Consider the following 24491-nt stretch of genomic DNA (forward strand, 5'->3'; position numbering starts at 1 on the left):
CAATGCATCAATCGGGCAGGTGCTGCAGTACGTAATCGGCGGCGGACACCTTGAATTCGCCGGGTTCTTCGACGAACAAGGCCTTGACCACGGCGTCGTCGGCATACAGTGCGTAGCGGCGCGAGCGCAGGCCCATGCCCGAGCCGCTGGCGTCGATCTCCAGGCCCAGCGCGCGGGCCAGTTCGGCGTTGCCGTCGGGCAGCAGGTGCAGGCCGTCGGGGATCAGCTGGCTGCGGCCCCAGGCCTGCATCACGAACGGGTCGTTGACCGCGGTGCACAGCACCTCGATGCCGCGTTTGCGGAATGCGTCGAAGTGCTCCACATAGCCCGGCAGGTGCTTGGCCGAGCAGGTCGGGGTAAAGGCGCCCGGCACCGCGAACAGCAGCACCTTGCGGCCGGCGAACAGGCTGTGGGTGTCCACCGCCTCGATGCCCTCGCGCAGGCGCTTGAGCACGACTTCGGGAATGCGGTCACCAACGTGGATAGTCATGGGGCTGGGCTCCTGCGGCTGAACGAAGTCTAGAAAGGAGCGAGGGAAAAGCGCGTCAACGCGCTTGAAATCCGCAGCGGCACGCCTATCTGACGCACATGGCCGGCGCAACGGCGCACGCCGCGGCAGCCGGCCCTCACCCAACCTTTTGGAGGCTCGCAATGAACATCGTTCGTTATCCCCAGTGGCCCACCCATGCGCTGCAGAACGAGATCAAGCACGTGTTCGACCGTTTCTTCGAGCAGAACGGCGACACCGACGAATCGGCAGTGGTGACCGCGCAGTGGGTGCCGCGCGTGGACATCAAGGAAGAGGCCAACCATTTCGTGCTGTACGCAGACCTGCCGGGCATCGACCCCGGCCAGATCGAGGTGCAGATGGACAAGGGCATCCTGTCGATCAAGGGCGAGCGCAAGGGCGAGTCCAGCACCGAGACCGAGCGCTTCTCGCGCATCGAGCGCCGCTACGGCAGCTTCCACCGCCGCTTCGCGCTGCCCGACAGTGCCGACCCCGACGGCATCACCGCGACCGGGCACAACGGTGTGCTGGAAATCCGCATCCCCAAGCGCCCGGCGGCCACCCCGCGCCGCATCCAGGTCGGCAACGGCCAGGACCCAGCCGGCAATACGGTGCAGTAAGGCAGCAAAACCTGGAGCGGAGCGGCATGCTTCGCTTCCCGGCGGCAACCGCACCGTAGAATAGGTGCGGTTGCCCGCCCGGCTGCGATATGACTGGCTCGTGGCCTCGGCTGCGGGCCGTTTTTTTCAGAGGTGATTAGATGGAATTCAAGGATTACTACGCAACGCTGGGCGTGGAGCCCAGCGCGGGCGATGCGGAGATCAAGACCGCCTACCGCCGGCTGGCGCGCAAGTACCACCCCGACGTCAGCAAGGAGGCCGGCGCCGAAGACAAGTTCAAGGCGATCAACGAAGCCTACGAGGCGCTGCGCGACCCGGCCAAGCGCAAGGCCTACGACCAGCTCAAGGCGCAGGGCTTCCGCCCGGGCGACGAGTTCCAGGCCCCGCCCAGCTACGGTGGTGGGCAGGGTTACGACTACGAGGAAGTGTTCGGCAACGGCGGCGCCGGTGGCGGCTTCAGCGATTTCTTCGAAAGCCTGTTCGCCGGCCAGCGCGGCGGCCGTCCGCGTGGTCCGGGCGCCGGCCCTGGTGCAGGCGCGGGTCCGCAGGCGCGCGGCGACACCCGCGCCAAGCTGGCAGTGCCGTTGGAAGCGGTGTATGCGGGCGACAGCGTGCGCATCACCATCAACGGCAAGCAGCTGGATGTGCGCGTGCCCAAGGGCGTGCAGCCTGGCCAGGTGATCCGCCTGAGCGGGCAGGGCAACGGCGGCGGCAACCTGCTGCTGGAGATCGAATACGCCGCGCACCCGCAGTTCGAGGTGGACGGGCGCAACATCCTGTACACCCTGCAGGTCATGCCCTGGCAGGCGGCACTGGGCACCACCATCAGCGTGCCGACCCTGGGCGGGTCGGTGGAGTTGAAGGTGCCGGCCGACTCGGACGCCGGGCGCAAGCTGCGCCTGCGCGGCCGTGGCCTGCCGGGCGCCACGCCGGGCGACCAGATCGTGGAGCTGGAAATCCTGGCCCCGGCCCCCACCGACGATGCGCAGAAGAAGGCCTACCGCAACCTGGCCAAGGCGTTCGGCGAATCGGTGTAGGCCGCGTGGGTCGAGCGGGAAATGGGTGAGGGTTCGGCAGGCAGGTGGTGCGCCAGTGGACGTCGATTTGCGGCGTTGAATCGCCGCCGTCCCCTCATCTGGCGCTTTGCGCCACCTTCTCCGGGTGGGAGAAGGGAGCAGCCGACATTTTCGAGGGAGGGATCGCGGTAGGGGTTCGGCGGACGAGCGGTGCACCAGTCAGCGTCGATCTGCGGCATTGGATCTCTGCCGTCCCCTCATCCGGCGCTTTGCGCTACCTTCTCCCGATGGGAGAAGGGACCAATTGCCTCTCCTGTGGTGAGGGATTGAGGGCGGGGCAGCATGCACGCGATGCAGCGGTGAACGACCTTCTGCGACGTTGTTGAATCCAGTTGCCCCCTGTGCAACGTAGTACGCGTTGCACAGCACAACAGCAACGCGTCACCGGATCGCACATCGCAACAGCATCGCCGGGCGCACCGCCTGGCCTGCTACCGAAAGCGCGGCCGGCGCACTACACTCGCCGCGCACACTAGGGGAAACACATGGCACGCATTCTGATCGTCGACGACTCGCCGTCGCAGCTGCTGGGGATTCAGCGCATCGTCGAGAAGCTGGGGCACGAAACCATCACCGCAACCGATGGTGCCGCCGGCGTGGAAGCGGCCAAGTCCTCGTTGCCGGATCTGGTGCTGATGGATGTGGTGATGCCCAACCTCAACGGCTTCCAGGCCACGCGCACGCTCAAGCGCGAGCCGACCACCCAGCACATCCCGGTGATCCTGGTGACCACCAAGGACCAGGACACCGATCGCATGTGGGGCATGCGCCAGGGCGCACGCGCCTACATCACCAAGCCGTTTTCCGAAGACGAGTTGCTGGAAGTGATGGAGCGCGTGTTCAACCAGAAAGACGAACCGCCGACCGTCTAAGCGCGCCGGCGAGGTGCGGCCGGGGCGCGGGTTCGCTCCGCAGTGCGATCAGCCGACGCGTTGACCGCGGCCGGTGCGATCGACGAAGGCCTGCGCACGGGGCCGCGTTCGACCGTGTTGGGCAGTGCCAGCCCGCCACCCGGGGCTGATGCCACAACCAACTGCGCGACCTTGCCATCTGCACGTGGATGCTCTCAGGCCGTCGACGGCATCCCGCACGATCGCCTGCAGGCGGCAGGTTGCTTGCATGCCGGTCCGGTTGTGTTGCTTGCCAGGCCACGCGCGTCTGATGCACGTCGTCCTCCAGGCGCGGCGCTGCGGCGCGACATGCGGACGCCCAGCGCAAGGCGGCCCGAAGGCGAGCGCGCTTCCGGCGCACGCGTATCAACAACTGACTGGCAGCGCATCCGTTGCGCAGCCTGGCCGTGGTCCTGCTTGATCCAGCTTCGCGCAGCGTGGAATCGGCAGACCGGCTGGCGCCGCGCGCCCGCTTGCATCACGCGGCCACCGGCAGCAACGCGTATCGAAGGCCGCTCGCCTCCGGCCTTGCCTGCTCCCAACGCCAAGGTCATCACATGCGCGTCTTTCCGGCCCCCGGGACCGCGTCGACACGCGCCTGGACCGGACCGGGCCCTGCTGTCGCCCGATGCGTCGCCGCCCGATCCACCCCAGCGGCTAAACCGGGATGCGTCAATCGGGGCCTTTCAAAACGGTCGGTCTGCCCCATCTAGTAGAATCATCGAATCACACAACACGGCGGCACTGCGGGACTGGCCCGCACAGCCCCTCGATCATGGAGCGTGCATGGCCTGGAACACACCCGGCAACAAGGGCGGAGACGGCCCGGACCCCAACCGTCGCAGGTCCTGGGGCCCGCGCGGTGGTGGCAACGGTGGTGGCTGGGGCAATCTGCCCGCCCCGTTGAAGGAGCTGTTCGATGGCGGCGTGGGGCGCTGGATTCTGGTCGCGGTGGTGCTGATGGTGCTGTTCTCCAGCTTCCAGCTCATCGGCGAGCAGCAGCGTGGCGTGGTGCTGCGCTTCGGCCAGTTCTCGCGCATCCTGCAGCCCGGCCCGAACTTCAAGCTGCCCTGGCCGGTCGAGTCGGTGCGCAAGGTCAACGCCACCGAGATCAAGACCTTCAGCAACCAGGTGCCGGTGCTGACGCGCGACGAGAACATCGTCAACGTCTCGCTCAACGTGCAGTACCAGATCAGCGACCCGCGCAAGTACCTGTTCGGTTCGCGCAATGCCGACCTGGTGCTGGAGCAGGCCGCGCAAAGCGCCGTGCGTGAGCAGGTGGGTCGTTCCGACCTCAATACCGTGCTCAACAATCGTGGCCCGCTGGCCATCGCCTCCAAGGACCGCCTGCAGGCGGCACTGGATGCCTACAACACGGGTCTGTCCGTCACCGGCGTGACCCTGCCGGACGCGCGTCCGCCGGAAGAAGTGAAGCCGGCCTTCGACGAGGTCAACGGCGCCCAGCAGGTGCGCGAGCGCCTGATCAACGAAGCCCAGGCCTACGCCGCCAAGGTGGTGCCCGAGGCACGCGGCCAGGGTGCGCGCACCCGGACCGGCGCCGAAGGCTACAAGCAGGCGGTGATCTCCAAGGCCGAGGGCGACGCCGATCGCTTCACGCTGTTGCAGGAGCAGTACGCCAACGCCCCCGAGGTCACGCGCAAGCGCCTGTGGCTGGAAACTGTGCAGAAGGTGCTGTCGGAGAACCGCAAGGTGATCGGCAGCGATGGCCGCCAGGTCATCTATGTGCCGCTGCCGGCCGACGCCAGCAAGTCCGCCAGCAACAGCGGTGCTGCGGGCAACGGCAGCATGCCGTCGATGGTGCCGCAGGATGTGCTGTTGAATCCGCCGCAAACCAGTGGCGGCAGCGAGGGCATCCGCAATCCGGAGCGCGGCCCGCGCCCGACCGGCCGTGAGGGAACCGAATAATGAAGAATTCGCTAGTCATCGGCCTGATCGTCGCCGTGTTGCTGACCCTGATGGGCTCGGTGTTCGTGGTGCGCGAGGACCAGACCGCCATGGTGCTCAACCTGGGCCGCGTGGTGCGAGCCGACCTCAAGCCCGGCCTGCACTTCAAGATCCCGGTGGTGGAATCGGTGCGCGTGTTCGATCGCCGCTTCCAGGTGCTGGACACCGCCCCGGCGCGCTACTTCACCGCCGAGCAGAAAGACGTCAGCGTGGACTTTTTCGCCATCGGCTATATCTCCGATGTGCGGGCCTTCTATCGCGCCACCGGTGGTGAGGAGTCGGTCGCCAATTCGCGCCTGGCCCCGATCATCACCGACTCGCTGCGCAACCAGATCAACTCGCGCACCCTACAGCAGCTGGTCTCCGGCGACCGCAGCGAATTGATCGCCAACCAGCTCAAGGGCATCAACGGCGCGATCAAGGGCCTGGGCATGCAGATCACCGACCTGCGCATCAAGCAGATCGACCTGCCGACCGACAGCCAGGTGATCACCGACGTCTACGAGCGCATGCGCGCCCAGCGCAAGCAGGAAGCCAGCAAGCTGCGCGCCGAAGGCGAGGAGCAGGCCCTGACCATCCGTGCCCAGGCCGACCGCGAGTCCACCGTGATCGTGGCCGACGCCGAGCGCGATGCGCAGAAGCTGCGCGGCGAAGGCGATGCCGACGCCGCCCGCATCTACGGCCAGGCAGGCTCCAAGGATCCGTCGTTCTACGCGTTCTACCGCAGCCTGGAGGCGTACCGCGGCTCCATGACCGACGGCAACGGCGTGGTGGTGCTGGATAAGAACGACCCGTTCCTGCAGTACCTCAAGAGCGATCGTTGATCGCTCTGCGCTGAATCGACAACGCCTGCGGAGTGCGGGCGTTGTCGTATGTGCCTGTCACTGCCGCGCCCCCACCGTAGGAGCGCACCCGGGCGCGACGACCTTGCCAGGGATGCCCGTCGCGCCCAGGTGCGCTCCTACGCAGGGCGCGTGTCGGCCAATGGATCGGGCGCATGGCGCTTCGTGCACTGTGATGCCCATGGGTATGTCCGGAATCCCAGCTGCCTGGAGCGCCTCTCCCGTCGTGTTGACCAGACTCGACTCGGTAGGAGCGCACCCGGGCGCGACGGGCCCTATCGGCGGACCCCGCTGATTGCCGTTGATAGTCAGTCGCCATATGGATTCCCCCTAGCGCAGAACGCGGCAACCGCCGATATCCCGCGTGGTCCAAGGCCGTCAGCATCGCGCCATGGCCAACATCGACTCCCCAGGGCATCGCGCGCTGCGCCGCGGCAGGCAGTCTTCGCCCAACAGCGTGTACCTATTGACCACCACGACATGGCAGCGTCGCGCCGTATTCGCAGATTTTTTGCTTGCAGCAACTGCCTGCCGGGCATTCACCGCAGCAACGCCTTGCGATGCCAGGCTGCTGGCCTGGGTGTTGATGCCGGATCACGCACATTGGCTGTTGCAGCTGGGGAGCGTCACCGCGTTGGCCGACGCCGTGTCCCGCATGAAAGCGTGCGTAGCGCGTTCGGTGAACGATCAGCGGCAGCATCACGCACCGGTCTGGAGCCGCAGCTACCATGACCACGCGTTGCGCAAAGACGACGACCTGCACGCAGCCGCGCGTTACCTCATCGCCAATCCGCTCCGGGCCGGGCTGGTCACCCACGTCGGTGATTATCCGTTCTGGGACGCAATCTGGCTCTGAGCGTCGAGCCGCCAGCAGGCCTAGTGCATGCCCACCGTTTGCCGCGCGCCGCCGCGTAGGAGCGCACCTGGGCGCGACCGGCTTTACCGGGAATGCCTGTCGCGCCCGGGTGCGCTCCTACGCGGGGCGCGTGGAGGGCGCTGACGCGGCACACTGCAGTTCCCCACGTCCTGGTGTTGCTGATGCATGAATTTCTGTCCGCGTTATGCCTGATCGCCGTCATCGAAGGCCTGCTGCTGTTTGCCGCGCCCACCGCCTGGAAGCGCATGGTCGAGCAACTGTTCAGTCTGCCCACCGCGCAATTGCGTGTGATTGGTGGTGTGACGCTGGTGCTGGGCGCGATTGCACTGTGGATCGTGCGTCACTGAGTGGGTGGTCCATTCCGACCGCAACGGGCAGCGTAGGAGCGCACCTGGGCGCGACGGCTTTACCGGGAATGCCGGTCGCGCCCAGGTGCGCTCCTACGAGCCATTGGGGTTGTCGCGACGGGATCTCCCGGGCTAGGGGCCCGCAGCGCTCGGAGCACCGCGTAACCGACGGCCAGCCGCAATCTGACCCGCCCCCGATCCGCCGGCCGCCAGGGGTAGTGCACGTCACCGGAAACCCGGATAATGCACAAAAGCCGGCCGGGCACGCTCACACAGGGCACCTCGTTCGGCTTTTTCCGTGTCAGGGCTTCACGCGCCGCTGCAACGCTCCCCGATGGAGCCGCGCGCCAGGCGGCGCCGCCAGCCGTGAACCGGTCCCATCCCGCGGCCCCGATGGCCGCAGCAAAACTCAGGAGTTCACCCGTCATGGGTCAGTCAGTTGTCGTGCTCGGTGCCCAGTGGGGCGATGAAGGCAAAGGCAAGATCGTCGATCTGCTTACCGAAGAGATCGGTGCGGTGGTCCGCTTCCAGGGTGGCCACAATGCCGGCCACACGCTCGTCATCAACGGCAAGAAGACCGTCTTGCATCTGATTCCGTCCGGCATCCTGCGCGACGACGCGCTGTGCCTGATCGGCAATGGCGTGGTGATCTCCCCGGCCGCGCTGATCAAGGAAATCAGCGAGCTGGAAGGTGCCGGCGTGGAAGTGCGCTCGCGCCTGAAGATCTCCCCGGCCGCGCCGTTGATCATGCCGTACCACATCGCCCTGGATCAGGCGCGCGAGAAGGCCGCCGGCGGCAAGGCCATCGGCACCACCGGCCGCGGTATCGGCCCGGCGTACGAAGACAAGGTCGCCCGCCGCGGTATCCGCATCGCCGACCTGCATTACCCGCCGCAGTTGGAAGAGCTGCTGCGCACCGCGCTGGATTACCACAACTTCGTGCTGACCAAGTACCTGGGCGTGGAAGCGGTGGACTTCCAGAAGACCTTCGACGAAGCGCTGGCCTTCGGCGACTACGTGCAGCCGATGAAGTCGGACGTGGCCGGCATCCTGCATGATCTGCGCAAGCAGGGTAAGCGCGTGCTGTTCGAAGGCGCGCAGGGCGCGTTGCTGGACATCGACCACGGCACCTATCCGTACGTCACCAGCTCCAACACCACCGTCGGCGGCGCACTGGCCGGCACCGGCGTTGGCGCCGATGCGATCGACTACGTGCTGGGCATCGCCAAGGCCTACGCCACCCGCGTGGGCGGTGGCCCGTTCCCGACCGAGCTGGACGATGAAGTGGGCCAGGGCATCCGCGACCGAGGTGCCGAGTACGGCGCCTCCACCGGCCGCCCGCGCCGCTGCGGCTGGATGGACATCGTCGCGCTCAAGCGTGCGGTGGCCATCAACGGCATCTCCGGCCTGTGCATCACCAAGCTCGACGTGCTCGACGGCATGGAAAAGCTCAAGGTCTGCATCGCCTACGAATACCGCGGCAAGCGTACCGAATACGCCCCGCTGGACGCGCAGGGCTGGGAAGAGTGCACCCCGGTGTACCTGGAGTTCCCGGGCTGGACCGAAAACACCCACGGCATCACCGAGTGGGACAAGCTGCCGGTGGCCGCGCGTGCCTACCTGCGCGCGCTGGAAGAACTGGCCGGCTGCCCGATCTCGATCGTCTCCACCGGCCCGGATCGTGACCACACGATGGTGCTGCAGGATCCGTTCGCCTGATCGGCTGACGCCAGACGCGGCATCGTCCAACGGCCCGGCTTGTCCGGGCCGTTGGCATTTGAGGATTGCTGAGATTTGCCATGACTTCCGGCGGTGCCTGCGGGCACTGTTCCGGCGGATCATCCGCGGCCTGGCGCCGCTTGCCTGCCCACTTCGCCCACATCGAGAATTTCCCATGCGTCTTCCCCTGGTGACCGCCATCGCACTGGCCCTGGTCGGTACAAGTCCGGCTGCCTGCGTGCTCGCCGCCGCGCCCGCGCCGACGAGCGCCGCCGCCTCGTCCATCACCACCCAGTTACCGCGTACGGCCAAGCCCACGCATTACGCGGTGGAGATCACGCCGCATGCCGACAAGATGACGTTCGACGGCAAGGTCGCCATCGACGTCAGCGTGCTGCAGGCCACCGACCGCATCGTGTTGCAGGCGGCCAACCTGAGCTTGGCGCATGGCACGCTCACCCAAAAAGGCGGCAAGCCGCAAGCTGCCAAGGTCAGCACCGATGCCGAGGCGCAGACCGCCACGTTCGCGTTCGACAAGCCGCTGGCAGTGGGCGAGTACGTGCTGTCCATCGACTACAGCGGCGTGATCAACACGCAGGCCAACGGCTTGTTCGCGCTGGATTACACCACCGCGCAAGGTGCGCGCCGCGCGTTGTTCACCCAGTTCGAAAACTCCGATGCGCGCCGCTTCATTCCCTCCTGGGACGAGCCCAACTTCAAGGCCACCTTCGACCTGGCGATCAATGCGCCGGCCGGGCAGATGGCAGTGAGCAACATGCCGGTGGCCTCGTCCAAGCCGGGCGCAAACGGCCGCACCCGCATCGCATTCCAGACCTCGCCCAAGATGTCCACATACCTGCTGTTCGTCAGCGTGGGCGATTTCGAGCGTGCCACCGTCACCGCCGACAACGGCACCGAGATCGGCGTGATCGCGCAGAAGGGCAAAGTGGACCAGGCGCAGTTCGCGCTGGAATCCGGCCGCGATGTGCTGCACGAATACAACGCCTACTTCGGCATCCCGTACCCGCTACCCAAGCTGGACAACATCGCCGCGCCCGGGCGCAGCCAGTTCTTCAGCGCCATGGAAAACTGGGGCGCGATCTTCACCTTCGAATACTCGTTGTTGCTGGATCCGGCGGTGGCCAACATCGACACCAAGCAAGGCGTGTTCACCGTCGCCGCGCATGAGATCGCGCACCAGTGGTTCGGCAACCTGGTGACCATGGCGTGGTGGGACGACCTGTGGCTCAACGAGGGCTTCGCCAACTGGATGGAGGCGCGCACCACGGCAAAACTGCATCCGGAATGGGATATCGACAAGACCGGCCCGGCGCTGAAGAGCCGCGCGGCGATGCGGCGCGATGCGTATGCGACCACCCACCCGGTGGTGCAGCACGTGGCCACCGTGGAGCAGGCCAGCCAGGCCTTCGACGCCATCACCTACCAGAAGGGTGAGGCGGTGATTGCCATGCTGGAAGACTACGTCGGCTCGGACCACTGGCGCACCGGCGTGCGCAGCTACATCAAGCAGCACCAGTACGGCAACGCGGTGACCGACCAGCTGTGGCAGCAGATCGACGCGGTGGCCCCGGGCAAGCAATTTACCCAGGTGGCGCACGACTTCACGCTGCAGCCGGGCGTGCCGTTGATCAAGGCCAGCAGCCGCTGCGTCGGCGGCCAGACCGCGGTGACGCTGGAGCAGGGCGAGTTCACGCTGGACCGCCCCGACAATCAGCCGTTGCGCTGGCATGTGCCGGTGGTCCTGCGCAGCGGCAATGGCGCGCCGCTGCGCGTGCTGGTAGACGGCACGGCCCAGGTGCAGGTGCCCGGCTGCGACGCACCGGTGGTGGTCAATGCCGGGCAAAAGGGCTACTTCCGCACCTGGTATGCGCCCGCGCAGTTCAAGGCGCTGACCACCAGGTTTGCCTCGCTACCGGTGGTGGACCAGGTGGGCGTGTTGAACGACACCAACGCACTGGCCGGTGCCGGCGTGCAGGCGCAGGCCGATGTGCTGGATCTCACCGCCCAGGTGGCGGCAGGCGCATCGCCCGATGTCTGGGACATGGTGGCCAGCATCTACGACGATGTGGATGGCAGCTTCGAGCGCGACCCGGCTGCGCGGACGGCATGGCGTGCCTATGCCGTGCCGCGACTGTCGGCCGAATTCGCAACGCTGGGCTGGGACAACCGCGCTGGCGATTCGGCGCAGATCCAGCAGTTGCGTACCCGCCTGATCGCCACCCTCAGCGACATGGGCGATACCGCCGTGATCGCCGAGGCGCGCCGGCGCTTTGCCGCCTTCCAGGCCAACCCCGCCTCGCTGTCGCCGGAGCTGCGCGACAGCGTGCTGGGCGCGGTTGCGCACAATGCCGACGCCGCCACCTGGGACGCCTTGCATGCCTTGGCCAGGCAGGAAACCTCGTCGATGGTGCGCGACACCTATTACGACTTCCTCTCCATGCCCAACGACGAGGCGCTGGCCAAGCGCGCGCTGGAACTGGCATTGACAGCCGAGCCGGGCGCCACCACCGGTGCGAGCATGATCGACCGGGTCGCTTCCCGGCACCCGGAACTTGCCTTCGACTTCGCAGTGGCGCATCGCACGCAGGTGGACACCCTGGTGGATTCCACCTCGCGCGCCCGCTACTACCCCGGCCTGGGCATGGACTCGGCCGAGCTTGCCACCGCCGACCGGATCAAGGCCTATGCCGAGCAGTACATCGCGCCGACCTCGCGGCAGGCCGCAGACAACGCCATCAACACGATCCAGACGCGGGTGAAGCTGCGGGCGGCGTCGCTGCCGCAGATCAAGGCGTGGTTGAAGGCACGCAAGCGCTGAGTGTTGCGGTCATCGCAGCACAGGAAACAGCCCGGTCTTGCCGGGCTTCACAACTATCCGTCTTCCAGACGAACTCAAGATGCGCGTTGCCGCAGCAGCGAAGCGGGGCGGCACGACGTCACATCGCTTCATCCTGGAAGCGATCGCCGAAACGGCGGAATCGGTCGAGCGTCGTGCCGATTTCGATGCGGTTGCCGAGCAGCGTTATGCCGGCATCGTGGCGTCCGGGAAGACCATCGCCTGGGACGACATGCGTGGCTATCTGGAAAAGCGCATGGCCGGCGAGCCGGCAAAGCGTCCCACGGCCCGCAAACTAGCCCGCTAGCATGGCGCGTATCGCGCTGGCACCGGAGGTTGCACCGGATCTAGAGCGGATCTTCGACCACCCCCAGCGCCATGAGGCCGCACATGTCGCAGCACGCCTGCACGAGGTCATTGCGGCAATCGATGTGCTGGAAACCAATCCGCTGATCGGCCGGCCGGCGGCGGCAGGTGCGAACTGGTGATCGGTCACGGCGCGCACGGCGATCTGGCGCTGTACTGCATGTCGCGCAGATCGGCACGGTGTTTGTGCTGGCCGTTCGCTCGCAACGTGAGGCGGGCTTTGCGGGGCCGTGATGTTCGCAGTTCCCCCATCGCCGTAGCCAAGGCAGACGTCGCCGCGTCATGCCCCAAACGCACCATCGATCGTATGCATCGCCCCGGTGACAAAACTCGCTTCCGGGCCGGCGAGCCAGGCCACCATGCCGGCCACTTCGTCGGCGCGGCCATGGCGTTTGATCGCCATGAAGCTGTGCATCAGGTCTTTCATCGGCCCGTTTTCCGGGTTGGCGTCGGTATCGATCGGACCCGGTTGCACCACGTTGATGGTGATGCCACGCGGCCCGAAGTCGCGTGCCAGCCCGCGTGCCAGCCCCTGCAGCGCGGATTTGCTCAGCGCGTAGGACGCCATGCCGGGCAGCGGCATGCGGTCGCCGTTGACCGAGCCGATCACGATGATCCGCCCGCCGGGTGGCATCTGCCGCGCGGCCTCCACGGCGGCGTGGTAGGGCGCGTGCACGTTGATGCGGAACAGCCGGTCCACCGCGTCCGGATCCTGGTCCAGGGCATCGCCGAACAAGGCGATGCCGGAGTTGACCACCAGCACATCCAGCGGCCCGCTGCGGCGCACCGTGTCGATGACCGCATCGCGGTCGGCACTGTCGGCCAGCACCGCGGTACTGCCGGTGTCACCGGCCAGGCGCTGCGCCGCGTCGGCAGAACCGGCATAGGTAAACGTCACCCGTGCGCCCTCGGCCACGAAGCGCCGCACGATGGCGGCCCCAATCCCCCGGCTGCCACCGAGCACCAATACCGACTTGTCTTTGAACGCTGACATGCATCACCTCGCAATTAATGTAGCGAGTAATACATAATAGATTTCGTCTGCCGTCAAGGATTTTGTAACTATGACTACAGAAATTCCCCGGGCCCGCGGCCGGCCGCGCGCATTCGACCCGGACCAAGCGGTCGCCACCGCGCAGCAGCTGTTTCATGCGCGCGGCTACGACGCACTGAGCGTGGCCGACCTCACCCAGGCGCTGGGCATCAACCCGCCCAGTTTCTACGCCGCCTTCGGCAGCAAGGCCGGCCTGTATGCGCGCATCCTCGACCGCTACGCGCAGACCGGTGCCATCCCGTTGCCACAACTCCTGGACACCGCCCGCCCGCTGGCCGACGCCCTGGCCGACGTACTGGAGCAGGCCGCCCGCTGCTACGCCGCAGACCCTGCCGCCACCGGCTGCCTGGTGCTGGAAGGTACGCGCAGCAACGACGCGCAGGCGCGCGAGGCGGCCTGCGGTTTTCATGTCGCAGCCCAGGAGTTGATCCGCTCCCACATCGCCAAGCAGCGCCCGCACGACGCCGACCGGCTGGCGGATTTCGTCAGCACCACCATGGCCGGGCTGTCCGCCAGCGCGCGGCATGGGCAGAGCCTGGAGCGTCTGCTGGCGAGTGCGCGCTTGGCGGGGGAGGGGATTCGGGCGGCGCTGCGCGGATAAGAAGAGTGCGAGCGGGCAGAGGGCTTTCGATGGCGTGCGCGCACCTGCTCGCTAATCGAGGTGCGCTTGCCGCTACCCAGTACGGTCAATCGGCAGGTGGTACGAGATGGTCGTGATCTGCCGTCGCTCAGGCGAAGTCGTTGTCGGGTTACTGGCGCGGCGAATCAGCAAGAGGGCCGGGTAGAGCCCATGGTCCATTCCATGTTTTAGGCTGGCTTTAACACAGGCCACTTCAACCTCCTTGTGCAATGCTGGTGAGCACATGGAGCCGCGCGCAGCGTGTTGGTTGAACGTTTCAAACTATCCGAATTGCTGTCCAACCCGGATGGTCGCGCTGAATGCCTATTAGATGGCATCGTTGCGAGACCCAGTGTCTATTTCGGTCCCACAGTGAGAGCGCCGCCGAACCATTTTCGTCTGCGATCAGTCACTTGACCGAGCCTCCTCATGCAGCCACAGCCCGCAGTACTCGTCCTCTCCGTTGAAGGATGCCCGCGACGAAGCGGGCGCATTGCATCGTGGCGGCCCGCTTCAATCAGCTCGACTGCAGCGAAGGTGAATTCGAGCGGATTCATAAAAAACGGCACAAGCGATCGGTTGCGCATCAGTAGCCTGCCAATCGCCGCAATTCCATGCCTGCTTTGAATCGGAAGAATTCATCCAAGCATTGCCTCTTTCAGCGCTGGATCGCTGATATAGACATAACACCCCTTCATGCCTCGGCTCATCAAAGTTTTGTAGGTATTCCGGATGATGCGATCTACACGGTCATGAATCTCCGGATTCCCTTTGGATTGTGACTTATATCCTCGTATCGAACGGTCTTGCTTTGAACGCTTACTGGGATCGGTGACTAAGCGGTCGCCGCGCCAAACCAAGTCGGGACCAATGATCACGCCTACATAGTCCAACTCCAACCCCTGGCAGGTGTGGATACAACCGACCTGCTCGACGGAGTTTTCAGCGATTGCCCATAAGCTGCCATCGCTCCCGAGATTCCATTGCGCCTGATAGCCATGCTCGGGAATTTCAATGTCCCAAGCGTTCGCATCGCTTTTGCTTTTCCAATCCCAGCAGTAGCCAGCGACAACCCGAGACTTGTTGTTAAGCTTGTTTTTCTCCCGGATCAGATTATGCAGTTGCAACGGGGAATCGACGACGCGGAAATCAAAGGCACTCCGGTCGAAGTCGGAATTAGCGGTTTGGCGAATACCGAGAACGTTGTCTAGCCAGGCGATGTATCCGTCCGAACCGGCGCAGCGGAATTGCGACGCCAGCTCCAGTTCGGTCACTTCAGCATTGAGAACTCCGGCCCAGCGGCGCAATTCGCCGGTATGGCCGATGTCTGACAAGGTGACAACCTGATCGTCGTCCACGAAGAAGATGGCGCAATGGGCGCTGCGGATCAGTTCCATCACCTGGTTCTCGCCAAGGTTGCCGTACAGGCCGCTCTTCTGATTGAGGCGATGTGCCTCGTCCACCACCAGCGCGCCAAACACATTTGGCTCGGTCTGATGAAAGTTGCCTGAGCCGGAGAACAGGTTGCCGATTTCAATCTTACGCACATGTCCGGCCAGTTTTTGCGCATACACCGCGCGTGGAGCGGCGTTTTTGGACACATACTTGGTCGTGAGGCCACGCTTGGTCAGCTCAACCAGTAGATTTACTGCCACGACGGACTTTCCAGTGCCGGGTCCGCCCTTGATGATCACGACCTGTTTGCGTTCCGCGCTAGCCTGCGCTGCCCGTGCCAGGCAGGTTTCGTATACCAGCTTTTGCTCGTCGATCAGCACGAATTCCTGGTTACCCTTGAGCATGCTGACCATGCTGTCGGCAAGCATCTTGGAGGGGCGAATGCGGCTTTGCTCGATCTTATAAAGCAATTCGCCGCTATCGCCTTTGCGGACATGCTGACGAATGAACTCGCGCAGCTTGCGCTTCTCCTCCACGCCCCGTAGGAACAACGGCGCCTTGTCGGTGTAAGTGGTATAGCGCGGATCGTCGATGGTTCCATCGCGAAAATGGTTGTGCAGGTACGCGCATGGTTTCAGCTCTACGCCTCCTTCGTGCACTGCTTGGTTGAAGCCTTGCAGCAGGGCAGCGTAAGACCAAGCCTGGTAAGAAGGGTGCGGACCCTCGCTCTCGTATGGTCCGCCACGCTGAGCCTTGACGATGCCGTCTTTATCGGTAACGGATGAAGTGGACCACTGCTTGAGCTCTACGATGATCGCGCGCGCCTCATTGGTCTCACCCAGCCCGCTCAGGATGAAGTCGATGCGCTTTGCGGTTTGAGCGATGCCAAATTCGATTCCAATGCCCATGTCATCGGGCAGGGCATCATCACTAAGCACGTCTGCCATTTGCGTGAGGGAATGCCGCCACGCTCTGAACTCGCTCTCGGGCGCATATCTTCCCGTCTTGACGGTGTAAGCGTTGGAGACCACCCGTTCGATGGGTTGCTGTTGCGAGAGCTGAAGGAACGCGGCTTTGGTCGACTGGTAAACGATCACGCTTGGCTTTTCCCCAGGTTTGCATGGAACAAAGCAGCATTGTGCACTTGCCGATACGTCACATGGCAAGTGATGCAGCCTCGTCTAGAACTAGATCTGAAATTCCAGTTCGGCCAAAACGGACATGAGGTTCTAGTCTCTGCTCTTGTACTTGACCTATTTCTGTGGACATAGCAATCTTTGCCTTACGGAGCCTCGGAACTCCTCGTACAGCGGGTTGCCACCTCCGAAAACGGTGGTTTCTCTTGATTTCACGGATGCGAGAGATCCTATGACCGAGGCCCATCGCCACTTGGACGCCGATCCTGGCTACTTTCTGCCGGAGCACGCGCAATATCGCCTTCAGCAACTGCGCGACCACATGCGCTTTTTGGCACGTCTAGCGCAGCCGCGCACTCAGGCCGAGGAGCAGGCCAGGCAGCCTGCCATCTGCATGGACGAGATGGCGTTCTGCCTTGAACTACTGGCCGAGCAGGTAACGCAGGCGCTGGCGCAGATGAAGTGGCCCGCGCGCCTGGAGCCCGATGCTGCTTACAACGCCACCGACGCAGGGGAGGCTGCAAGAGCCGATTAGCAACGGCCTTGCCGCGCACACGGAAACAGGCAATGGCCGATATGTAGACGCTGCGTTTGCCTTCGGCGTCAAGCGGAGCAGGTGGATGCGCTGGAAGAGTTGCTGACCATCACCGCCCATGGCGATGTGATCGCTGCCGGTAACGCTGATCGGCTGGAACGCTGCACCTCAGTGTCGGCCAGCTGTATCTGCAGTGCGCTGTTATCCGGGAAAGGCGATCAGTATTCCGCCAGTGAGCCGGTATACCAGTAGGCTTTGCCTTTGATCGTGCGTTTGTCGAACTTGAGCGTGCCTCGCTTGCCCTTGATTTCAAGCGTGAACGACGGCGGCAAGTCGGTGCGCCCGGGGTTGGTGAAAACGATGCGCATGTGGTTGGCAGTTGGCTTGAAGTACCACTGCGTGCTTTCCGATGGAAGCCCGCGTGATGCAATGTCCGGCCAGGTCATGACCAGGCCGCCGATGCCATCAGGGTCGCCTCCGCTATAGACCAGAAAGCTGTAGCCAGCGGTATCTGTTTCAAACGACAGGACATCGCCGGTGGCGGCAGCGGACGTACTTGTCAGCAGGGCGATCAACAAGATCAGACTGGTCCATAGACTGCGCATGTGTGTTTTCATCGTTCGTCCCTGCGATGGATGTCTATTGTTTGCCGAGTCGCTACGGGTAGGCATAAGGACCCACGATCCAGGACGCATTGCCTGGAATAACGCGCTTGCCAACGGTCAGGCGGCCACTTCTGCCCTCTATCTCGACGGTAAAAGATGGGGGATATTTAGGATCACCTGGATTGACGAATTTGGCGCCTGCGCGGGTGTGTTCCTTATCCATGTGGTACTTCACACCGGTGAAAGGCAGGTCCCTGTGTGCATAGCCGGGCCAGCGAATCATGGCGCCGGCAATGCCGTCGTTTTCCTTGCTTCCACCACCGACATACAGTTCGACTTCGTAGGTGTTGTCAGCGCTTCGAAAGGTGACCACCGTACTTGTGGCCAGTGCAGGAGCGCTGGTAAACGCAAACGTCAGGAGCAGCGTCAGTAGCATAGCCACCTTGGGCGTGATTCGATTTCGCATGCGACATCCTTCCTTGGTATGAAGCTGGATCTTATCTGATCGAAATACTGTAGCGGGCACAGGCGCACAGCATCAGCTGTGCAATTGCCACTTACTACGCCGAATGAAGCGGCCGATCACACCGGCGCAGACTTCAAAATCCCAGACAGACTCTCGCGCAGGATCAGCTGCAGATGCATGCGGTTGAGTTCCATGCCGCTGGTCATCACGCTGTGCAGGCCGCCGCACATGGCGGCGACGGCGAAGACGCGGGCCTGGAATTCCTGTTCGCTGCTGGCCGGGTCGGCGTGGCCGCGCAGCAGGCGCTTGAGCAGGGCGCTGAGGTGTTCGATCAGGGATGCGCTCTGCCGGCGCATGAAGGCGGCCAGCACCGGGTCGCGCAGGGTGGCCAGGTGCAGCTCCAGGTCGATGCGGGTGCGCTTGATGTTGATTTCCTGCAGCAGCCATTCTTCGAGCAGGCCGGCGATGAAATCCACCACGTGCACGTTGGCAGGGCGTTCTACCAGCCACATCTGGCGGATGGCGCGCATGTAGTTGCGCTCGAGCAATGCGCGCACCAGCGCGTCCTTGTCTTCGAAACGTTGCAGCAGGCTGCCGCAGCTGACCTTGGCGCGCTCGGCGATTAGTTCGAAGCTGGTGGCGCTCAGGCCGATGACGTCGATGCACTGCTCGGTGGCGTCCAGCACCTCTTCCAGCAGCAGTGCTTCGCGCTCTTTTGCCGTGCGCAGCAACAGGACGTTGGACATGGGCAGCAGGGTGTCGGGGGGCTGCAGTATACCGGCGCGGCGTTACCCATCCGTTGCGTTCGCTTGTTGCCGTGCCATCAGTCATGCATGCGTGTGCGTATTGAAACACCGGTCACAGATGCGCTGGTCGACCATGTTTTCACGGCGGCTGTGCGACACGTGAGGTCGACGTTGTGCAGGAGAAGCATGTGAGTGAGAACAGTGCGGTAGCCGGTGTCTCGGCGCAGTGGCCGGCGCGGTTGTGGGTGGTGCGGCATGGGCAAAGCGCGGGCAATGTGGCGCGCGATGTGGCCGAGTCCAACGGCTCGGCCTTGATCGACCTGGAGCATCGCGATGCGGATGTGCCGTTGTCGGCGCTGGGCGAGCGCCAGGCCGAGGCGTTGGGGGCGTGGATGGCCGGTTTGCCCGAGCACGAGCGCCCGACCCTGATCCTGAGTTCCACCTATGTGCGTGCGCGCCAGACCGCCGCTGCGGTGGCGCGTGCGCTGGGGCAGCCGGCTGAGTCGGTCAGCGTGGACGAGCGTTTGCGCGAGAAGGAATTCGGCGTGCTCGACCGTTACACCACGGCCGGCATTCTTGCGACCTTTCCGGAGCTGGCCGAGCAGCGCAAGCTGGTGGGCAAGTTCTACTTTCGCCCGCCCGGTGGCGAGAGCTGGTGCGATGTGATCTTCCGCCTGCGCGGGGTGGTGGGCGACCTACAGCGCAACCATGTGGGCGCGCGCGTGCTGATCGTGGGGCATCAGGTGATCGTCAATTGCTTCCGCTACCTGATCGAGCGGATGGACGAGGCCACCATCCTGGGCATCGACCGCGAAGGCGATGTGCCCAATTGCGGCGTCACCGAATACGCGGCTGTGGCCGATGGGCAATCGCTGGAATTGCTGCGCACCAAGTTCGTGCCGCCGGAGCTGGCCGACGAGCCGGTGACCACCGAGTCCGACCGCCCGGCCGGGGCACGCTGATGGCCGCCCCGCGCGTGCGCATGCTCACCATGGCCGCATTGCGGGCCATGCCGTTGCCGGCCCCGGGTGGCGACAAGGAGCAGCGCGGGCGCGTGTTGATCGTGGGTGGCTCGATGCGTGTGCCCGGTGCGGTGCTGCTGGCCGGCGAGGCCGCGCTGCGCACCGGTGCCGGCAAGTTGCAGATCGCCACCGCCGCCAGTGTGGCGCCGGGCATGGCCTTGGCGGTGCCGGAGGCGCTGGTACTGGGGTTGGCGCAGAACGGGCAGGGCGAGATTGTGCGCGGGCATCGCGCGCTGGACGGGGCGATGGCGGCCTGCGATGCGGCAGTGATCGGGCCGGGGATGGCGTCGTCGGCCACCACCACGGCGATGGTCAGGCGCGCCGCCGAGCAGGCGGTGTGCACCTTGGTGCTGGATGCCGGTGCGCTATCGCGTGGCCTGCGGGCGCCGATCGGGCGGCCATTCGTATTGACGCCGCATGCGGGCGAGATGGCGACCCTGGCCGGCGACGACAAGGCAGCGGTAGAAGCGGCACCGGGCGCGTACGCGCTGAAGTTTGCGCAGAAGCTGCGCAGCGTGGTGATTGTCAAGGGTGCAGACAGTTTTATTGCCGGCCCGGATGGGGTGGTGTGGATGCATCGCGGGGGCGCGTCCGGGTTGGGTACGTCCGGGTCTGGTGATGTGCTGGCGGGATTGATCGCCGGGTTTGCCGCGCGCGGCTGCGATGCGTTGGCCGCTGCGTTATGGGGCGTGTTTGTGCATGCGGCAGCGGGCAGGCAGTTGGCCAGGCGGATTGGTCCAGTGGGGTTTTTGGCGCGCGAGCTTGGGCTGGAAGTGCCTGGGATTTTGGATCGGTTGGCGCGGGGGTGATCGACGCTCGTCGCGTTGATGCGGCGCGCAGACCAAGCCCCTCTCCAGTGGGAGAGGGGTTGGGGTGAGGGTACGTTTGCTGGAGTCGTGGGGCTGTCTTTCCAGTTGGGGTTTAGGTTGTTGCTTTGATCGCAGGGGGCGGGTTGCACTCTTGGCAGACGTACCCTCATCCGGCTCTTCGGGCCACCTTCTCCCGAGGGAGAAGGGAGTGTCCGATGGTGGAAGGGTGCACGGTTGCGCTCGTTTGTTGCGCGATGTTGCGCCGCGTTGGTCGGTTAGGCTTGGTCACCAACCTGGGAGGGTGCACGGTGAAGCGAACGATTGCGTGGTCGATGGTGGGGGTTCTGGGGGTTTGGGGCGCTGCGACTGAGACGGTGTTGGCCTCTGTAGCAACAACAGCAACAGCAACAGCAACAGCATCGGCATCAGCATCAGCATCAGCATCAGCATCAGCAGCAGCAGCAGCAGCAGCATCAGCAGCAACAACAACAACAACAACGCCGACTCCGGTGCCGGCATCGACGGCATCTGCATCCACGCCCGCATCGAAGGCGGTAGAAGCTGCAGTTGCGGATGCTGCTGCTCCGCCAGCAGCACCCGCCGGCGCACTACGCGTTTACACCTCCGCCCAAGGCGCAACGCAGCAGATGCGCGTCAGCACTGTCGATGCGCCCAGGGCCGGGCATGCGTTGACCGAGAAGGAGAACTCCATCTTCGTCAATCCGCAGCGGCGCTTCCAGGAGGTGCTGGGCATCGGCGGGGCAATCACCGATGCCAGTGCCGAGACCTTCGCCAGGCTGCCCAAGCCTGCGCAGCGCGCATTGCTCACTGCCTACTACGACCCACAAAAGGGCATCGGCTATACGCTGGCGCGCACCACCATCCACAGTTCGGATTTCAGCAGCGGCAGCTATACCTATATCAAGGAAGGCGATGCGGCGCTGAAGAGTTTTTCGGTCAGGCACGATGAGCGTTATCGCATCCCGATGTTGCGCCAGGCCATTGCGGCGGCCGGCGGCAAGTTGACGACATTTGCCAGCCCGTGGAGCGCGCCGGCCTTCATGAAAGACAGCAACAACATGCTCAAGGGCGGCAAGTTGCTGCCCGCGTATGCGCCGGCCTGGGCCACCTACTACACGCGCTTTATCGCGGCCTACGAGAAGGCCGGCATCCCGATCTGGGGCATCAGCCTGCAGAACGAGCCGATGGCGGTGCAGACCTGGGAGTCGATGGTGTTTTCCGCCGAGGAAGAGCGCGACTTTTTGAAGAACCACCTCGGCCCGACGATGGAGCAGGCCGGCTATGGCGACCGCAAGATCATCGTGTGGGACCACAACCGCGACATGATGCTGCACCGCGCGCACGTGATCTTCGACGATCCGGAAGCGGCGAAATACGCGTGGGGCATGGGCTTCCACTGGTACGAGACCTGGGCCGGGTTCGCGCCGATGGTGGAGAACGTGGCGGCGGTGGCGCAGGCGTACCCGGACAAGCCGCTGTTGCTGACCGAAGCGGCGGTGGAAAAGTTCGACCCGGCAAAGTTGCAGTACTGGCCCAACGGCGAGCGCTATGGCACTGCCATCATCAACGATCTCAATCATGGGGCGGTGGGCTGGACCGACTGGAATGTCCTGCTCGACCAGCACGGCGGACCGAACCACGTGGGCAATTACTGCTTTGCGCCGGTGCATGCCGACACACGCACCGGCGAAGTGATCTACACGCCGAGCTATTGGTATATCGGCCACTTTTCCAAGTTCATCCGCCCCGGTGCGCGGCGGGTGAGCGCGGCCAGCAGCCGCAGCAATCTGGCAACGACGTCCTTTCTCAACACCGATGGCAGCCTGGCGACGGTGGTGATGAATGCCAGCGATGTGGCGATCCGTTACAACCTGTACGTGGGCGAGGCATCGAGTGAACTGGAGATTCCGGCGCATGCGATCCAGACGGTGGTGATGACGCAGTAAGCGCAGGCCGTGGGCGGAGCATTGGTGGGGTTGCGTACCCTCATCCGCCCTTCGGGCAGCTTCTCCCGGTAGGAGAAGGTAGGCTTCGCATGATCGAAGCCGTCTTTGCGTAGCTGGTCGAACTACCTTGCGGTTCGGTCTTGCTGATGCATCAGCATTCAAGATTGCCGCCAAGACCAATAGCGCCATCGAATAAAACCCTGCGGACCGCTGCGCATGCAGCGATCGGCAGGGTTCTAGTGGCATTACGCGAAAAAACGCGCTTTCAGCTTGCTTACGACAGCAGCAAACCACCGGTGGCACCGAACACTTCGCCCGTCACATAGCTGGATTCCTGCGAGGCCAGGATCACATATAGCGGCGCCATCTCCACCGGCTGGCCGGCACGCTTGAGCGGGGTTTCCGAGCCGAACTCGGGAATCTTTTCCGGCGGCTGGCCACCGCTGGGTTGCAGCGGGGTCCATACCGGGCCGGGGGCGACGGCGTTGACGCGGATGCCCTTCTCGGCGACCTGTTGAGCCAGGCCCTTGGTGAAGTTGACGATGGCCGCCTTGGTGGACGCGTAGTCCAGCAGCGTCGGCGAGGGCTGGTAGGACTGGATCGAGCCGGTGTTGATAATGGATGCGCCCGGCGGCAGGTGCGGGATGGCCGCCTTGCACAGCCAGAACATCGCGTACACGTTGGTCTTGTAGGTGGCGTCGAACTGCTCGGTGGTGATGTCGGCGATGTCTTTCATCGCGGTCTGCTTGCCGGCGATGTTGACCAGCAGATCCAGCCCACCGAGCTCCTTGACCGCGCGTGCGACCAGTTGGTTGCAGAAGGTCTCTTCCTTCAGGTCGCCGGGGATGCTGATCGCCTTGCGGCCTTCGGCCTCGATCAACTTCACCACTTCCGCAGCGTCCTGCTCTTCTTCCGGCAGGTAGTTCAGAACGATGTCGGCGCCTTCGCGTGCGTAGGCGATTGCAGTGGCGCGGCCGATGCCCGAGTCGGCGCCGGTGATCAGCGCCTTGCGGCCCTTCAGGCGGCCGAAGCCCTGGTAGCTCTGCTCGCCGTGGTCGGCCTTGGGCTGCAATGCATGGATGGTGCCCGGCGCTTCCTGGGTCTGCTCGGGGAACTTGGGCTGCGGAAACTGGGTAAGCGGGTTCTGCATTTCGTACTGGTTCTTGGTGCTGGACATGCGCTGGCTCCTGCAGTGGGGGATGGCAGGGCCGCAGCGTGCTGCGGCCGATGCGGAGCAGTCTGGAAACCACGGCGATGCGTGCGGGTGAACGAATGTTGTGCATGATGTGAACGCGCCACGCAGATGGCGTGCGTGCGGTGCTGCTGCGCCGTGCACGCAGGCCACGACCGGGAGGACCGCAATGCAGTGTGTAGGGATCGATGGCGCCGGCAGCGGCTGGCTGGCAGTGTGGCAGGCCGGCGATGGATTGCAGTTTGCCGGCTACCCCACGGTGGCCGCGGTGGCGAGCGCATTGGGGGACGTCGCTGTGCTGGGCGTGGACATTCCGATCGGTCTGAGCGAGCACGCGCCACGCGCTGCGGATGTGCAGGCGCGGCGCTTTATGGGTGGGCGCCGCGCATCCAGCATCTTTGCCGCGCCCTTGCGCGGCATGCTGCATGCACCCACGCAGGTGGAAGCGTCTGCGTTGCATCGGGTGTTGGACCACGACGGGCAGCGTGGCTTTGGCGTGCAGTCGTTTGCGCTGCTGTCGAAGATCCGCGCCTGGGACGATGCCTTGCGCGCCGATCCGGCGTGGGCGGAGCGCGTGTTCGAAGTGCACCCCGAAGTGTCGTTCGCCGTGCTCGCCGGCGGGCACGGCCTGGCGGCGGGCAAGAAGAGCAGTGCAGGCCACCAACAGCGCGCCGCCTTGCTGGGCCAGTGCTATGGCGCCAGGCAGGTGGCCGCGTTGCTGGAGCGCGTGCCGCGTGCGCTGGCCAAGCCGGACGATGTGCTGGATGCCCTGGTGGCCTGCTGGAGCGCGCAGCGCATTGCCGCAGGCACCGCCGGCAGCCTGCCGGCGGTGGTGGAGCGCGACGCCTGCGGGCTACGCATGGGCATTCACTACTGAC

The 24491-nt window shown here is 64.7% G+C and carries 25 protein-coding genes; 17 read left to right on the forward strand and 8 right to left on the reverse strand.

The genetic code is table 11. The features are described from left to right. Positions 1-7 precede the first annotated feature (7 nt). The gene (locus tag ABQ039_RS05440; RefSeq protein WP_016903926.1) at positions 8-490 is read right to left on the reverse strand and encodes a peroxiredoxin; all 483 of its coding nucleotides are present in this window, start codon (positions 488-490) and stop codon (positions 8-10) included. Positions 491-651: 161 nt separating this feature from the next. Here ABQ039_RS05440 and ABQ039_RS05445 point away from each other — a divergent pair, with 161 nt between their 5' ends. From ABQ039_RS05445 to ABQ039_RS05495, 11 genes are all read left to right on the forward strand, one after another. Then, the gene (locus ABQ039_RS05445; RefSeq protein ID WP_016903925.1) at positions 652-1128 is read left to right on the forward strand and encodes an Hsp20/alpha crystallin family protein; all 477 of its coding nucleotides are present in this window, start codon (positions 652-654) and stop codon (positions 1126-1128) included. 140 nt (positions 1129-1268) lie between these two features. Then, on the forward strand, positions 1269-2165 hold the full coding sequence (locus ABQ039_RS05450; protein WP_024938598.1) for a DnaJ C-terminal domain-containing protein: 897 nt from the start codon (positions 1269-1271) through the stop codon (positions 2163-2165). Positions 2166-2689: 524 nt separating this feature from the next. Continuing rightward, positions 2690-3076 (forward strand): twitching motility response regulator PilH, encoded by a 387-nt coding sequence (gene pilH, locus ABQ039_RS05455; protein WP_024938599.1) that lies wholly within the window; start codon positions 2690-2692, stop codon positions 3074-3076. 804 nt (positions 3077-3880) lie between these two features. Beyond that, a complete protein-coding gene (gene hflK / locus ABQ039_RS05460) occupies positions 3881-5020 on the forward strand; it encodes an FtsH protease activity modulator HflK (RefSeq protein ID WP_046341957.1) in 1140 nt (379 codons plus the stop codon). Beyond that, on the forward strand, positions 5020-5883 hold the full coding sequence (gene hflC, locus ABQ039_RS05465; protein WP_016903921.1) for a protease modulator HflC: 864 nt from the start codon (positions 5020-5022) through the stop codon (positions 5881-5883). Before hflK ends, hflC begins: the two co-directional genes overlap by 1 nt. A gap of 409 nt (positions 5884-6292) precedes the next feature. After that, positions 6293-6757, forward strand: a complete 465-nt coding sequence (locus ABQ039_RS05470) for a transposase (protein WP_065046697.1) — start codon at positions 6293-6295, stop codon at positions 6755-6757. A 182-nt stretch (positions 6758-6939) separates the two neighbouring features. Then, positions 6940-7125, forward strand: coding sequence for a DUF2065 family protein (locus ABQ039_RS05475; protein WP_039524090.1), 186 nt, complete (start codon positions 6940-6942; stop codon positions 7123-7125). 426 nt (positions 7126-7551) lie between these two features. Continuing rightward, positions 7552-8844 carry an adenylosuccinate synthase gene (locus tag ABQ039_RS05480; protein WP_024938603.1) on the forward strand — a complete coding sequence of 431 codons (1293 nt, stop codon included), beginning with the start codon at positions 7552-7554 and terminating at the stop codon, positions 8842-8844. 175 nt (positions 8845-9019) lie between these two features. Next, complete coding sequence (locus tag ABQ039_RS05485) at positions 9020-11683, forward strand: M1 family metallopeptidase (RefSeq protein ID WP_184611150.1); 2664 nt, start codon at positions 9020-9022, stop codon at positions 11681-11683. Between the two features lie 37 nt (positions 11684-11720). Beyond that, positions 11721-12008: a ribbon-helix-helix protein, CopG family gene (locus ABQ039_RS05490; RefSeq protein ID WP_184611148.1), complete on the forward strand. Its 288-nt coding sequence runs from the start codon at positions 11721-11723 to the stop codon at positions 12006-12008. A gap of 1 nt (position 12009) precedes the next feature. Then, complete coding sequence (locus ABQ039_RS05495; protein ID WP_374057843.1) at positions 12010-12189, forward strand: hypothetical protein; 180 nt, start codon at positions 12010-12012, stop codon at positions 12187-12189. Between the two features lie 158 nt (positions 12190-12347). Here ABQ039_RS05495 and bdcA read toward each other — a convergent pair whose 3' ends face one another. Then, entirely contained in the window at positions 12348-13061 is a 714-nt protein-coding gene (gene bdcA / locus ABQ039_RS05500) for an SDR family oxidoreductase (protein ID WP_005913962.1), read from the reverse strand. Positions 13062-13131: 70 nt separating this feature from the next. Here bdcA and ABQ039_RS05505 point away from each other — a divergent pair, with 70 nt between their 5' ends. Beyond that, on the forward strand, positions 13132-13722 hold the full coding sequence (locus ABQ039_RS05505; RefSeq protein ID WP_184611146.1) for a TetR/AcrR family transcriptional regulator: 591 nt from the start codon (positions 13132-13134) through the stop codon (positions 13720-13722). A 656-nt stretch (positions 13723-14378) separates the two neighbouring features. Here ABQ039_RS05505 and ABQ039_RS05510 read toward each other — a convergent pair. Beyond that, entirely contained in the window at positions 14379-16232 is a 1854-nt protein-coding gene (locus ABQ039_RS05510; protein WP_104568837.1) for a DUF2075 domain-containing protein, read from the reverse strand. Positions 16233-16503: 271 nt separating this feature from the next. Here ABQ039_RS05510 and ABQ039_RS05515 point away from each other — a divergent pair, with 271 nt between their 5' ends. After that, positions 16504-16806, forward strand: coding sequence for an XAC0095 family protein (locus tag ABQ039_RS05515; RefSeq protein WP_184611145.1), 303 nt, complete (start codon positions 16504-16506; stop codon positions 16804-16806). Between the two features lie 218 nt (positions 16807-17024). Here the strand turns inward: ABQ039_RS05515 and ABQ039_RS05520 are convergent, their stop codons facing one another. From ABQ039_RS05520 to ABQ039_RS05530, 3 genes are all read right to left on the reverse strand, one after another. Next, complete coding sequence (locus tag ABQ039_RS05520; protein ID WP_144410703.1) at positions 17025-17423, reverse strand: hypothetical protein; 399 nt, start codon at positions 17421-17423, stop codon at positions 17025-17027. Between the two features lie 40 nt (positions 17424-17463). Then, entirely contained in the window at positions 17464-17877 is a 414-nt protein-coding gene (locus tag ABQ039_RS05525) for a hypothetical protein (RefSeq protein ID WP_184611143.1), read from the reverse strand. 116 nt (positions 17878-17993) lie between these two features. Further along, positions 17994-18623: a TetR/AcrR family transcriptional regulator gene (locus tag ABQ039_RS05530; protein WP_054590864.1), complete on the reverse strand. Its 630-nt coding sequence runs from the start codon at positions 18621-18623 to the stop codon at positions 17994-17996. A 173-nt stretch (positions 18624-18796) separates the two neighbouring features. Between ABQ039_RS05530 and ABQ039_RS05535 the strand changes: the two genes are divergently transcribed. Both ABQ039_RS05535 and ABQ039_RS05540 read left to right on the forward strand, forming a co-directional pair. Continuing rightward, entirely contained in the window at positions 18797-19585 is a 789-nt protein-coding gene (locus ABQ039_RS05535) for a histidine phosphatase family protein (RefSeq protein WP_184611141.1), read from the forward strand. Continuing rightward, on the forward strand, positions 19585-20454 hold the full coding sequence (locus ABQ039_RS05540) for an NAD(P)H-hydrate dehydratase (protein ID WP_184611139.1): 870 nt from the start codon (positions 19585-19587) through the stop codon (positions 20452-20454). The genes ABQ039_RS05535 and ABQ039_RS05540 overlap by 1 nt, the downstream gene beginning before the upstream one ends. Positions 20455-20739: 285 nt before the next feature. Here ABQ039_RS05540 and ABQ039_RS05545 read toward each other — a convergent pair whose 3' ends face one another. Then, positions 20740-21063, reverse strand: a complete 324-nt coding sequence (locus tag ABQ039_RS05545) for a hypothetical protein (protein ID WP_374057844.1) — start codon at positions 21061-21063, stop codon at positions 20740-20742. A 38-nt stretch (positions 21064-21101) separates the two neighbouring features. Here ABQ039_RS05545 and ABQ039_RS05550 point away from each other — a divergent pair, with 38 nt between their 5' ends. Further along, positions 21102-22421: a glycoside hydrolase family 30 protein gene (locus ABQ039_RS05550; protein ID WP_221232419.1), complete on the forward strand. Its 1320-nt coding sequence runs from the start codon at positions 21102-21104 to the stop codon at positions 22419-22421. Positions 22422-22695: 274 nt separating this feature from the next. Here the strand turns inward: ABQ039_RS05550 and ABQ039_RS05555 are convergent, their stop codons facing one another. Then, a complete protein-coding gene (locus tag ABQ039_RS05555; protein ID WP_054590867.1) occupies positions 22696-23598 on the reverse strand; it encodes an SDR family oxidoreductase in 903 nt (300 codons plus the stop codon). A gap of 184 nt (positions 23599-23782) precedes the next feature. Between ABQ039_RS05555 and ABQ039_RS05560 the strand changes: the two genes are divergently transcribed. Beyond that, on the forward strand, positions 23783-24490 hold the full coding sequence (locus tag ABQ039_RS05560; RefSeq protein WP_184611135.1) for a DUF429 domain-containing protein: 708 nt from the start codon (positions 23783-23785) through the stop codon (positions 24488-24490). The last annotated feature ends 1 nt before the right edge of the window (position 24491 follow it).

The sequence above is a fragment of the Xanthomonas sp. WHRI 6108 genome (assembly GCF_040202385.2).
GTDB classification, from domain to species: Bacteria; Pseudomonadota; Gammaproteobacteria; order Xanthomonadales; family Xanthomonadaceae; genus Xanthomonas; species Xanthomonas arboricola.